General features: G+C 69.9%; 8 protein-coding genes, 1 pseudogene and 1 riboswitch. Of the genes and pseudogenes, 5 read left to right on the top strand and 4 right to left on the bottom strand.

From position 1 onward, the window contains the following. Nucleotides 1–157: 157 nt before the first annotated feature. Nucleotides 158–1342, top strand: a pseudogene (locus tag ACE3SG_RS22505) (capsule biosynthesis protein); the annotation flags it as partial. A 56-nt stretch (nt 1343–1398) separates the two neighbouring features. Here the strand turns inward: ACE3SG_RS22505 and metH are convergent. Further along, on the bottom strand, nt 1399–4191 hold the full coding sequence (metH, locus tag ACE3SG_RS22500; protein ID WP_374568461.1) for a methionine synthase: 2793 nt from the start codon (nt 4189–4191) through the stop codon (nt 1399–1401). Nucleotides 4192–4267: 76 nt separating this feature from the next. Next, nucleotides 4268–4383, bottom strand: a riboswitch (S-adenosyl-L-homocysteine riboswitch). Between the two features lie 132 nt (nt 4384–4515). Between metH and ACE3SG_RS22495 the strand changes: the two genes are divergently transcribed. Both ACE3SG_RS22495 and ACE3SG_RS22490 read left to right on the top strand, forming a co-directional pair. After that, nucleotides 4516–5145 carry a hypothetical protein gene (locus ACE3SG_RS22495; protein WP_374568460.1) on the top strand — a complete coding sequence of 210 codons (630 nt, stop codon included), beginning with the start codon at nt 4516–4518 and terminating at the stop codon, nt 5143–5145. Between the two features lie 96 nt (nt 5146–5241). Further along, a complete protein-coding gene (locus tag ACE3SG_RS22490) occupies nt 5242–6447 on the top strand; it encodes an HD-GYP domain-containing protein (protein WP_374568459.1) in 1206 nt (401 codons plus the stop codon). Here the strand turns inward: ACE3SG_RS22490 and ACE3SG_RS22485 are convergent. The 3 genes from ACE3SG_RS22485 to pobA all read right to left on the bottom strand — a co-directional run bounded on the left by ACE3SG_RS22485 (nt 6444) and on the right by pobA (nt 9293). After that, entirely contained in the window at nt 6444–6974 is a 531-nt protein-coding gene (locus ACE3SG_RS22485; protein WP_374568458.1) for a cysteine hydrolase family protein, read from the bottom strand. The genes ACE3SG_RS22490 and ACE3SG_RS22485 overlap by 4 nt on opposite strands. Then, a complete protein-coding gene (locus ACE3SG_RS22480; RefSeq protein WP_374568457.1) occupies nt 6971–8029 on the bottom strand; it encodes a homocysteine S-methyltransferase family protein in 1059 nt (352 codons plus the stop codon). Before ACE3SG_RS22480 ends, ACE3SG_RS22485 begins: the two co-directional genes overlap by 4 nt. Nucleotides 8030–8120: 91 nt before the next feature. Beyond that, nucleotides 8121–9293, bottom strand: coding sequence for a 4-hydroxybenzoate 3-monooxygenase (gene pobA, locus ACE3SG_RS22475; RefSeq protein ID WP_374568456.1), 1173 nt, complete (start codon nt 9291–9293; stop codon nt 8121–8123). A gap of 97 nt (nt 9294–9390) precedes the next feature. Between pobA and ACE3SG_RS22470 the strand changes: the two genes are divergently transcribed. Further along, nucleotides 9391–10305, top strand: coding sequence for a helix-turn-helix domain-containing protein (locus tag ACE3SG_RS22470; protein WP_374568455.1), 915 nt, complete (start codon nt 9391–9393; stop codon nt 10303–10305). A gap of 179 nt (nt 10306–10484) precedes the next feature. Beyond that, a complete protein-coding gene (locus tag ACE3SG_RS22465; RefSeq protein WP_374568454.1) occupies nt 10485–12557 on the top strand; it encodes a putative bifunctional diguanylate cyclase/phosphodiesterase in 2073 nt (690 codons plus the stop codon).

The following is a 12557-nucleotide window of genomic DNA, read 5'->3' as shown; positions in this document are numbered from 1 at the left end:
CGTCTGGCGACTTCGTCAAGAAAGATCAAATTCGCCACAAGTGCCACCCATTCGTGGGATCGTCACATTCCAGGCCTTTCCCTAGAGTGTCACAGTGGATCGTCACAGTGGCGGCGTGTACACGTGACTCCGCGGGAACGCGGGTTGCTTGCCTTGAATGTTTGGAGCTGCCGTTGCCTCTGGGTATGTCCACCCTTGGTGCGGCGGTGTTGTTGAATCCGTTGACCCTCTGATGATTCCCACCTCGCTCGATCGTTTGCTTTGCCAGCGTCGCACCTTGATGCTGCAGGGCCCGATGGGGTCGTTCTTCGAGCGACTGGCCGGCACGCTGCGTGCGCACGGCCAGCAGGTCTGGAAAGTCAATTTCAATGCCGGTGACGACTGGTTCTTCCGCGGCGAGCAGGTCATCCGCTTTCGCGACCCGCTCGACCAATGGCCGGCCCGGCTGCGGCGGCTGATCACCGAATTGCGGCTCGATGCGATCGTGCTGTTCGGCCAGTCGCGCCGCATGCACCACCTGGCGATCGAAGAGGCCCGCGCGCTGGGCGTCACCGTCTTCGTGTTCGAAGAAGGTTACGTGCGGCCCGACTACGTCACGCTTGAAGTCGGTGGCGTCAACGCTGCGTCGCCGCTGCCGCGCGACCCGGCCTTCTACCGCGACCTGAACATCGAGCCGCTGCCGACGCCGCAGCCCACCGGGCAGAGCTTCGGCGCCGTGGCCGCCGCGGCGATCACCTACTCGCTGGCCCGCTCGATCGGCCACCCGCGCTACCCGCACTACCGCCACCACCGCTCGATCGCGCCGATCCGGCAAGGTCTCAAGTGGGCCCATGGCGCCTGGCGCAAGTGGTGGTATCGCTTCACCGAGCGCGAGATGCAGGGCTTCCTCGCTGCGCCCGAGCAGCACAAGCGCTTCTACCTGGTGCCGCTGCAGGTCTACAACGACAGCCAGATCCGGCGCCACTCGCACTACAAAGACGTCGGCACCTTCATCCACGAGGTGATGGCGTCGTTTGCGCAGCACGCGCCGGCCGAGCAACTGCTGGTGCTCAAGCACCACCCGCTGGACCGGCCTTACAACGACTACACCCGCCTGATCGCGGTCGAGGCCGAGCGCCTGGGCATCGCCGACCGGGTGCACTACATCCACGACCAGCACCTGCCGACGCTGCTCAAGCACGCCACCGGCGTGGTCACGGTCAACAGCACCACCGGCCTGCAGGCGCTGTACCACGGCACACCGGTGATCGCGCTGGGCGAGTGCATGTACGCCATCGAGGGCCTGGTGCACCCGGGCCCGCTCGACAGCTTCTGGGCCAACCCGGGCCCGGTCGATGTCGAGCTGTTCCAGCAGTTCCGCACCTACCTCGTGCGCGAAACCCAGCTCAACGCCAGCTTCTACGCCGAGGCGCCCGGGCTGCCGTCGATCACCGACAGCAACCGCCGCCGCGCTTCGTCGCTCGAAATGCCCAGCGCGGCGCCCCAGGCGGCCAGCTGGTCGGCACCCACCGGCCCGACATTGAAGTAGGTCGATTGCGGGTGGGCGAGGTAGAACCCGCTCACGCTCGCCGCCGGGGTCATCGCCAGGCTCTCGGTCAGGCCCATGCCGATCTCGTCGCAGCCCAGCGCGCGGAACATCTCGCGCTTCACGCCGTGGTCCGGGCAGGCCGGGTAACCCGGCGCGGGGCGGATGCCGCGGTATTTCTCGGCGATCAATTCCTGGTTCGACAGCTGCTCGTCGGCGGCGTAGCCCCACAGCTCGGTGCGCACACGCTGGTGCAGGCGCTCGGCAAAAGCCTCGGCCAGGCGGTCGGCCAGCGACTTCAGCATGATCGCGCTGTAGTCGTCGTGCGCGGCCTCGAACTGGGCGGCCTTCTTGTCGGCGCCGATGCCGGCGGTGACCGCGAACAGGCCGATGTAGTCGGGCTGCGTGCCCGTGGGCGCGATGAAGTCGGCCAGTGAGCGATTCGGCCGCTGAATTTTTTCTCCGTTCGCGCCGTCGATGACCGGGCGCTGGCTCTGCATGCGCAGCGGCGCCCAGCGCAGCAGCACCTGCTCGCGCGACTCGTCGGTGTAGACCTCGATCACGTCGTCGTCGACCGTGTTGGCCGGGTACAGGCCCATCACGCCGTGGGCCTGCAGCCAGCGGCCGTCGATGATCTTCTTCAGCATCGCCTGGCCGTCGGCCAGCACGCGGCGCGCAGCGTCGCCGACCACCGCGTCCTGCAGGATCGCGGGGTAGGGGCCGGCCAGGTCCCAGGTCTGGAAGAACGGCGCCCAATCGATGCAGGCGGCCAGCTCGGCCAGGTCGTACTGGCGAAACAGCCGCCGGCCGATGAAGCGCGGCGCGGCCGGCGCCTGGCTCCAGTCGATCGGCGTCTTGTTGGCGCGGGCCTGCGCCAGCGTGACCAGCGGCGTCGCCTTCTTGCCGGCGTGCAAGGTGCGCACGCGGTCGTAGTCGGCGCGCAGCTCGGCCAGATAGGCCTGCGAGCGCTCTTCCGACAACAGCTCCGAGCACACGCCCACCGCGCGCGAGGCGTCCGGCACGTAGACCACCGGGCCCTCGTAGTGCGGCGAGATCTTCACGGCGGTGTGCACACGGCTGGTGGTGGCGCCGCCGATCAGCAGCGGCATCTGCTTGTCGCGGAACCACCCGTCGCGCTGCATCTCGGCCGCCACGTGCTGCATCTCTTCGAGGCTGGGCGTGATCAGGCCGGACAGCCCGATCAGGTCGGCGCCCTCGGTGCGGGCCTTTTCGAGGATGTCCTGGCACGGGACCATCACGCCCATGTTGACGACCTCGAAGTTGTTGCACTGGAGCACGACGGTGACGATGTTCTTGCCGATGTCGTGCACGTCGCCCTTGACCGTGGCCATGACGATCTTGCCCTTCGGCTTGGCCTCGCCGCCGGCGTCGATCATCGCGGCCTTCTCGGCCTCGATGTAGGGCAGCAGGTGGGCCACGGCCTGCTTCATCACCCGCGCGCTCTTCACGACCTGCGGCAGGAACATCTTGCCGGCGCCGAACAGGTCGCCGACGATGTTCATGCCGCTCATCAGCGGGCCTTCGATCACGTGCAGCGGCCGACCGCCGCCGGCCTTGATGGCTTGCCAGGCCTCCTCGGTGTCTTCGGTGATGAAGTCGGTGATGCCGTGCACCAGCGCATGGCTCAGTCGCTCGTTGACGCCCACGTTGCGCCACGCCAGGCGCTGCGAGTCGTCCTTGGCCGCGCCCTTGGCGCTCTCGGCGATCTCGATCAGCCGTTCGCCGGCATCGGGCCGGCGGTTCAGCACCACGTCTTCGACGCGCTCGCGCAAGGTCGGCTCGAGGTCGTCGTAGACGCCGACCATGCCGGCGTTGACGATGCCCATGTCCATGCCCGCCTGAATCGCGTGGTACAGGAACACGGTGTGGATCGCCTCGCGCACCGGCTCGTTGCCGCGGAAGCTGAAGCTCACGTTCGAGACGCCGCCCGAGACTTTGGCGCCCGGCAGGTTCTGCTTGATCCAGCGCGTGGCGTTGATGAAGTCGACCGCGTAGTTGTCGTGCTCTTCGATGCCGGTGGCGATCGCGAAGATGTTCGGGTCGAAGATGATGTCTTCGGGCGGGAAGCCGACCTCGTCGACCAGGATGCGATAGGCCCGCGCGCAGATCTCGGTCTTGCGCGCGAAGGTGTCGGCCTGGCCTTTTTCGTCGAAGGCCATCACCACGGCGGCGGCGCCGTAGCGGCGCACCAGCGTGGCCTGGCGCTTGAACTCGGCCTCGCCTTCCTTCAGCGAGATCGAGTTGACGATGCCCTTGCCCTGCAGGCACTTCAGGCCCGCCTCGATCACGCTCCACTTCGACGAGTCGACCATGATCGGCACGCGCGCGATCTCGGGCTCGCCGGCCACGAGGTTCAGGAAGCGCACCATCGCCGCCTGGCTGTCCAACATGGCCTCGTCCATGTTGATGTCGATGACCTGCGCGCCGTTCTCGACCTGCTGGCGCGCGACCGCCAGCGCCTGCTCGTATTCGCCGGCCAGGATCATGCGGGCGAAGGCTTTGGAGCCGGTCACGTTGGTGCGTTCGCCGACGTTGACGAACAGCGAGCCGGCACCGATCGCCACCGGCTCCAGGCCGGACAGGCGCATCGGCGGCGGCGCGACGGCGGTGGGTTCAGAAGGCAGGGGCGCGGAGCGGTCGGTCATGGCGGCAATCAGCGGACTCAAGAGCTGCAGGTCGCAGCGCGACCACCACGGCTCACCCGCAGTGGTCGCGTCGCGACCCGGGTGAGCGCCGTTGCCGCACGCGACGCTCGAACGCGCCCGCGTGCCCGTGCCGAGCCTGGCGGCATGGCTTTCGGCAAGAAAGGCCACGCCGTCGCAACGCTCCTCGGACGGTGCGCGAATTCTACGCAAGCAAGGGCTTACCACGCTTGACCGCTGTTACAACCCGTGCACTTTGTCAGGCGCCTCGTTTGCTTCAATGGCGGCATGGATACCTTCGGGCTGCGCAGACCCTGCGCGTTGTCGATGCGCCCGCTCTCGCTGAGTGCCGCCGTCGTGTTGCTGGCCGCCTTGCAGGCCTGCCAGACCCCTTCTCCCGCCGCGCCCGGCGACCCCGGCTCGGCCACCACCACCGAGACCCCGGCCGCGGCCAAGCCGGTGCTGCCGCCCGATGCGCCGCTGGCCGGCGAAGCCCGCTGGCTGACCGAGCTGTTCGCCGGCACGCCGGTGCAGGTGGTCGGTGAGCGCGACGGCAGTGTCCGGCTCAGCGTGCCGATGAAATACGCGTTCGACCCGGTGCCGGCGACCGCACCCGCGGGCACGGCCGCCGGCGTGGCGCCCAAGCCGCCGCTGCAGGCGGTGCTGGACAAGCTGTCGCAAAGCCTGAAGCGCCAGCCGGCCGCCAAGCTGCAGGCCGCTGCCCCGGCCGGCCCGCGCTCGGCCGAGCGCCTGGCCGCGGTCCGCAGCCACCTGGCGACCAAGGGCGTGCCGAACTGGCGGGTCGCCTCGGCCAGCCCCCCGGCCGACGACCAGATGCTGTTCCGGCTGGTGGCGCCGCCGGCGGGGCTGCGCAAGCTGGACGACACGACACTGGCGCCAGCCGCAGCCGGCCGCGTGCTGCCGCCGCCGACGCCGCGCGAAAAAACTGCTGAGTAGGCGCTAACGTCACCTTTTCGGCTCAAGAATGGCGGGGCTCGGCCGATGACTCTCGGGAGCCCCACCGCCTGTGGTGGTGCGGGCCTGCCTGCCACCATGAAACTTGTTCCGATCACCCCCGACGGGCTCGAACCCGGTTACCCGCTGCCGTTCTCGTTGCGAGACATCAACGGCCAGGTGCTGGTGCAGCGTGGCTCGCCGATCGCCGACGAGCAGCAACTGGGCTATCTGCTCGCCCGCGCCCTGTTCATCGACGAGGGCGAGCGGGGGGTGGCGCAGCGCATGCTGAACGCGCAGGTCGACCAGATGTTCCGCACCGGCGGCGGCACCCTGGGCGACATCGCGGCGCTGCGGCCCGAATTCGATCAGCGTGCCACCGAGCCGATGCCGCTGATCGAGCGCCCGCTCGAATGGCCAGACCTCGAAAGCCGCGCCCGGGTGCTGCTGGGCGACACCCGCGCGGCGCGCTGGCTGCCACGCACCGACGAGCTGGCGCAAGAGATGCTGAACCGCCTCGACCGCCAGGTCGACGCGACGCTGCTGCGCTTCATCCACATCGCCGGCACCCGGCCCGAGGACTACAGCACCCACCACGCGATCCTGGTGATGCTGCTGTGCGCGCTGGCCGGCCCGCGCCTGCCCGGCTGGCAGCCCGAGTGGCGCCGGCCCTTGACCCGCGCGGCGCTGACGATGAACGTGGGCATGACCGTGTTGCAGCAGGCGCTGGTGCGCCAGGCCGAGCCGTTGAACCCGCTCCAGCGCAACCAGGTCGACCAGCATGCGCAGCGCGGTGTGGAGCTGCTGCAGGCCGCGGGCGTCGACGACCCGCTGTGGCTGGGCGCGATGCGCCACCACCACGATGCACCCAGCGGCCCGCTGGACAAGCTCGAACCGGCGATCCGCCTGGCGCGCCTGATCCAGCGCGCCGACCGCTACGCCGCGCGCCTGAGTGCGCGCCGCAACCGTGTCGCGTTGTCGGCCAAGGCCGCGGCGCAAGCGGCCTTCTTCGACGAAGGCGGCCACCCCGACGAGGCCGGCCAGGCGCTGCTGGCCGAAACCGGCCTGCACCCGCCGGGGGCCTGGGTCAAGCTGGCCTGCGGCGAGATTGCGCTGGTGATGAAACGCCAGCCCAACCCGAAAGCGCCGCTGACGGTGGTGAGCCTGGTCAACCGCGAAGGCATGCCGCTGGCGGTGCCGGCGGTGCGCCACACCGCGCTGCCGAAGTACAAGGTCGAGGGCGGCGTGCCCTCAGGCGATGTGCGCGTGCAGCCGAACCTGGAACAGCTGCAGAAGATGGTCTAGAAGACCACCTCGGCGGCCGGCAGCGCCTCGATCTTCACGCCGAAGCTGCCGATGTCGGGCAGGGTCGCGTTGTGGTGCGCGCGGATCTGCGCGGCGCTCATGTGCGGCTTGTCGTGCGTGGTGTGTGCATCGGCGACCAGCACCACCGGGTAGCCCAGGGCCGCGGCGCGGCGGGTGGTGGTGTCGACGCAGAACTCGCTCGCATAGCCGCAGATCACCACCTGCTCGGTGCCCCAGCTCGTCAGCTTGTCTTGCAGGTCGGTGCGCAGGAACGAATCGGGCGTCGTCTTGCGGACGAAGTGGTCGCCGTCACGCGGTTGCAGCCCGTGGGCCAGCCGCCAGCCGTCGGTACCGTGGGCCAGCGCGCCGGCGCGCGTCTCGTGCTGCACGTAGACGACCGGCACGCCGGCCGCGCGCGCCCGTTCGGCCAGGCTGTTGATGCGCTCCATCACGGCGTAGCCTTCGTGCGGCGCCGGCTCGAACAGCCCGCGTTGCACGTCGATGACCAGCAGCGCTTGTTTCGTCATGCGGCGGCTTTCACGAGCGAGGTCAACAAGGGATCGTGGCGGTGCCGCGGCCGGTAGGGCTTGACGCGCCGCGCGATCGCCGCGATGTGGTCGGGCGTGGTGCCGCAGCAGCCGCCGACGATGTTCAGGAAGCCGCTCTTGGCGAACTCTTCCATCAGCCCGCCCGTGACCTCGGGCGTCTCGTCGAAGCCGGTGTCGCTCATCGGGTTGGGCAGGCCGGCGTTCGGGTAGCAGCTGATGAAGGTGTCGTCGGCCAGGCGGGACAGCTCTTCGATGTACGGGCGCATCAGTGCGGCGCCGAGCGCGCAGTTCAGGCCGATCGCCAGCGGCCGCGCGTGCCGCACCGAGTGCCAGAAGGCGCCCACCGTCTGGCCCGACAGGATGCGGCCCGACGCATCGGTGACGGTGCCGGAGATGATCACCGGCAGCCGCTGGCCGGTTTCTTCCATCAGCTCGTCGAGCGCGAAGATCGCGGCCTTGGCGTTGAGCGTGTCGAAGATCGTCTCGACCAGGAACAGGTCGACCCCGCCTTCGAGCAGCCCCTCGGCCTGTTCACGGTAGCTCGCGCGCAGCTGGTCGAAGGTGACGTTGCGGGCGCCGGGGTCGTTGACATCGGGGCTGATGCTGGCGGTGCGCGGCGTCGGGCCCAACGCGCCGGCGACGAAGCGCGGCTGGTCGGGCGTGCTGTACTTGTCGGCCGCGGCGCGGGCGATCCGGGCAGCGGCCACGTTCATCTCGCGCGCCAGGTGGCCCAAGGCGTAGTCTTCCTGCGCGATCGAGGTCGCGCCGAAGGTGTTGGTCTCGATCAGGTCGGCGCCGGCGGCCAGGTACTGCTCGTGGATCTCCCGGATCACGTCGGGCCGCGTCAGCACCAGCAGGTCGTTGTTGCCCTTCAGGTCTTTCGGGTGGTCCTTCAGCGCCTCGTTGCGGAAGTCGGCCTCGCCCAGCTTGTAGCGCTGGATCATGGTGCCCATGGCCCCGTCGATGATGGCAATGCGTTGCGCAAGGATCGCGGGCAGCGCGGCGCCGCGGGTGTAGGCGGGGGTGGGCTTCATGGGCGCAATTGTAGGAACTGCCCGGGAAAGCCCTGAGGTTCACCTTGCCTTGGCCGGCGTCGCGCCACCCCGCGCACCCACCGGCCCGCGTTCATGCGTCCAGCCGCAGCCCCACGTAGTTCTCGGCCATCGCCTTCATCGCCGCCTCCGACTGCACCAGGTAGTCGAGCTCGGCGTGCTGCATCTTGCGGCCGAACTCGCCCGCTTCGGGAAAGCGGTGCATCAGCGAGGTGAACCACCACGAGAAGCGCTCGGCCTTCCAGATGCGGGCCAGCGCGCGCTGCGAGTAGCTGTCGATGCCGGCATCGCTGCCGCGGTAGTGCTCGGCCAGTGCGCGGCTGAGCATGCCGACATCGGACGCCGCCAGGTTCAACCCCTTGGCGCCGGTGGGCGGCACGATGTGGGCCGCGTCGCCGGCCAGGAACAGGCGGCCGAAGCGCATCGGCTCGGCCACGAAACTGCGCAGCGGCGCGATGCTCTTCTCGATCGACGGGCCCTCGACCATGCGGGTCGCGTCGGCCTCGGGCAGGCGGCGCTTCAGCTCGGCGAAGAAGCGGTCGTCGCTCCAGTCTTCGACATGGTCGTCGAGCGAGCACTGCACGTAGTAGCGCACGCGGGTCTTGCTGCGCATGCTGCACAGCGCGAAGCCGCGCGGGTGGTTGGCGTAGATCAGCTCGTCGTGCACCGGCGGCACGTCGGCCAGCACGCCGAGCCAGCCGAAGGGGTAGACCTTCTCGTTGGTCTGGATCGCCTGGGCCGGCACGCTGGCGCGGGCCACGCCGTGGAAGCCGTCACAGCCGACGATGAAGTCGGCCTCGATCCGATGCGGCGTGCCGTTCAGCGCGTAACGCAGCGCCGGCGTGTGGCCGCCGAAGCCTTCGGGGTGCACGTTTTCGGCTGCGTAGACGGTCGTCAGCCCGGCCGCGCGGCGCGCGTCCATCAGGTCGCGCGTGACCTCGGTCTGGCCATAGACCATCACCCGCTGGCCGGTCAGCGCATGCAGGTCGATGCGGTGGTGGCGGTCGTCGAAGCACAGCGAGAAGCCGTCGTGGGGCAGGCCTTCGCGGTGCATGCGCTCGCCCACGCCGGCTTCGTCCAGCAGGTCGACCGCCACCTGCTCCAGCACCCCGGCGCGGATGCGGCCCAGCACATAGTCGGGCGTCTGGCGCTCGACGATCACATGGTCGATGCCTTGCCGGTGCAGCAAGGCGCCCAACAACAGCCCGGCCGGGCCGGCCCCGATGATGGCCACCTGGGTTCGCATGGTTTTGCCCTCCACCACATCCACAACAGCGCCAGCGTAGGACCGGCGGGCCAGCGCTTCAATGGAGGATTGCGGCCAAAACTTGCACAATTCGAACATGGCGTCGTCCTCCCCTCGCCGCCGCGCCGCGGCCGCGCTGCCGGCCTACCAGCTCTACGGCGAACCCGGCCTGCACTCCGTGGGAGAGAAGCTGCACATCGAGACGATCTCGTCGCGCAGCCGGCTGCACGATTGGGAGATTCGCCCCCATCGGCACGAGCTGCTGTTTCAAATTCTGTACATCCGCCAAGGCCGTGCCGAGGCCCAGGTCGACGGCCGCAGCCAGCGCCTGAGCGGCCCGGCCGCGGTGACCGTGCCGGCCTCCACGGCCCACGGCTTTGCGTTCGAGCCCGGCATCGACGGCTGGGTCGTCACGGTGCAGGAGCTGCATGTGCGGCAACTGCTGGCGCCCGAGCCGGGGCTGTGGCCGCTGTTCGAGCAACCGGGCGTGCTCGACTGGGGCGCCGACGCGGCCCAGCGTGCGCTCGGTGAGCCGGCGGCCGTGGCCGGCGCGGTGGCCGCGCTGGCGGCCGAATTCGCCGCCCACCAGCGCTGGCGCCATGCCGCGATCGACGCCGAGCTGACCCGGCTGCTGCTGGCATTGGCACGCGCCTGGCCCGGGCCGGCCGACAGCGGCAGCGCCGGCGTGCCGGCCCACCTGGCGCGGTACCGCGCGCTGGTCGATGCGCGGTTCAGGCTGCAGCCCAGCGTCGCGTCGCTGGCGGCCGAGCTGGGCATCAGCGCCACCCAGCTCAACCGCATCTGCCGGGCCCAGCTCGGCAAGGGCGCGCTGGACCTGCTGCACGCCCGCCTCGCACTCGAGGCCCAGCGCCAGCTGGCCTACACGAACCTGAGCGTCAAGCGCATCGGCATCGACCTCGGGTTCGCCGACCCGGGCTACTTCACGCGCTTCTTCCAGCGCCTGTGCGGCCTGTCGCCCACGGCCTGGCGCCGCCGCGCGCACCAGGGCTGAGCGGCCGCCGCGCCGCGGCCGAATCCGCGGCGAACGCCACGTTTGCCGCGCCGGTGCAGCCCTCAACCCTTGGCCGCCGGCGCCGAAAACGGGTCGATGAGCGTGCAACACCTGTCTGCGCGCGTCGTTGTTCCATGCGCCGGGCGTCGCCCCCCGGCCAGGCGTTGAAAGAGCCAACGATGAAACTCCTGTCCAACCCGTGGCGAATGCTGCTGCCTTGCCTGGTGGGCCTGGGCCTGGCCGGCGCGCTGCTGGCCATGCTGCTGCGCGGCAGCGCCGGCTTCCTGCTCGAGCGTGATGCCGAGCAGTCGGCGGTCGCCTGGGCCCGGCTGGTCGAGGCGTCGGTGCCCGACCTCGATGCGACGTTCGAGGGCCGTGGCACCAGCGACAGCGCGCGCCAGCAGCTGCGCACCTTGCTGCAGGTGCAGGAGGTGTTCCGCTTCAAGCTCTACAACCGCGCCGGCCACGCGGTGCTGGCGTCCGACGAGCTGCTGGCCCGCCCCGGCACGCCGATCCCCGAGGAAGCCGAAGAAGACGCCGGCGAAGGCCACGAGGACGTGCGCCGGCTGGTGCTCGGCGGCGCGCCGGTGGTCGAGCTGCAGCGCGGCACCCACGCCGACCGGCCGGCCGTCTACAGCGAGGCCTATGTGCCGGTGCTGCGCGCCGGCAAGATGATGGGCGCGGTCGAGGTCTATGTCGACCAGGTCGAGCGCGAGCAGCGCATCAACCAGGCCTTCATGCGTGTGGCCGCGATGGTGTTCGCGCTGCTGGCGCTGGCCGGCGGCGTCGTCGGTGCGGTGGTCTGGCGCCAATGGCGGCGCGACCGGCTGGCCGACGAGCGGCTGCGCTACCTGGCGCGGCACGACCCGCTGTCGGGCTCGCTCAACCGCGCCAGCTTCGGCGAAAGCCTGCGCCAGGCCGCCTGGCGCCACACCTGCGGCGGGCCCGACTTCGCGGTGCTGTGCATCGACCTGGACCGCTTCAAGGACATCAACGACAGCCTGGGCCATTCGGCCGGCGACGAGGTGCTGCGCCAGGTGGCGGCGCGCCTGCGCGACCTGGTTCGCCATGGCGACGTGGTGGCGCGCCTGGGCGGTGACGAATTCGCGCTGCTGCAGACCGGCGTCGACGGCCCCGACGCGGTGACGCGCCTGGCCGAGCGGGTGGTCGAGTCGCTCGGCCGGCCCTACGAGCTGGGCGGGCAGACGGTGATCTGCGGCTGCAGCGTCGGCGCGGCGATCTTCGGCACCGATGCCGAGAACGACGAAGACCTGATGCACAAGGCCGACCTGGCGCTGTACCGCGCCAAGGCCTCGGGCCGCTCGACCTTCAGCTTCTACGACGCCTCGCTCGACGAAAAACTCGAAACCCGGCGTCAGCTGACACGTGACCTGCGCGAGGCGATCGGCAGCGGCACCCAGCTGAGCCTGAACTACCAGGCGCTGTGGGGCTCCGATGGCCACACACTGACCGGTTATGAAGCGCTGCTGCGCTGGAACCACCCCGTGCGCGGCCCGGTGTCGCCGGCCGAATTCATCCCGCTGGCCGAAGACACCGGGCTGATCGGCCCGATCGGCCGCTGGGTGCTGCGCACCGCCTGTGCCCAGGCGGCCACCTGGCCCGACCACCTGGCGGTGGCGGTCAACCTGTCGGCCGCGCAGTTCCGCCACGACGACCTGGTCCACCTGATCGCCAAGACGCTGGACGACACCGGCCTGCCGGCAACGCGGCTGGAGATCGAGATCACCGAATCGCTGCTGATGAGCAACACCGAGCAGGTGCTGGGCACGCTGCGGGCGCTGTCGGCGATGGGCGTGTCGATCGCGATGGACGACTTCGGCACCGGCTACTCGAGCCTGGCCTACCTGTGGCGTTTCCCGTTCGACAAGGTCAAGATCGACCGCGCCTTCACCCAGCACCTGGGCAGTGACGAGAAGGTCAACCTGATCGTCAAGTCGATCATCTCGCTGGCGCACTCGCTCGAGATCCGCGTCAACGCCGAGGGGGTCGAGACCCAGCCGCAGCTGGACGCGCTGCGGGCCCAGGGCTGCGACGAGTTCCAGGGTTTCCTGCTGGCCCGGCCGAAGCCGGTGGACCAGCTGAACCATGCCGCGAACCCGCCGTCCAGCTCACTGACCCTGCCGGTCGAGGAGCTGCTGGCCGACCTGCGCGAACCAGCGGGCGATCAACCCGCCGATCAACAGGTTGATCAGTCGGCCGACGCCACGCCGGCCAGCACCGCCCACACCTGA

This window comes from Ideonella sp., from assembly GCF_041914305.1.
In the GTDB taxonomy this organism is placed as follows: domain Bacteria; phylum Pseudomonadota; class Gammaproteobacteria; order Burkholderiales; family Burkholderiaceae_C; genus Ideonella.
The sequence above is the reverse complement of the archived record's forward strand: the minus strand, read 5'-3'. Positions and strand labels throughout refer to the sequence as shown.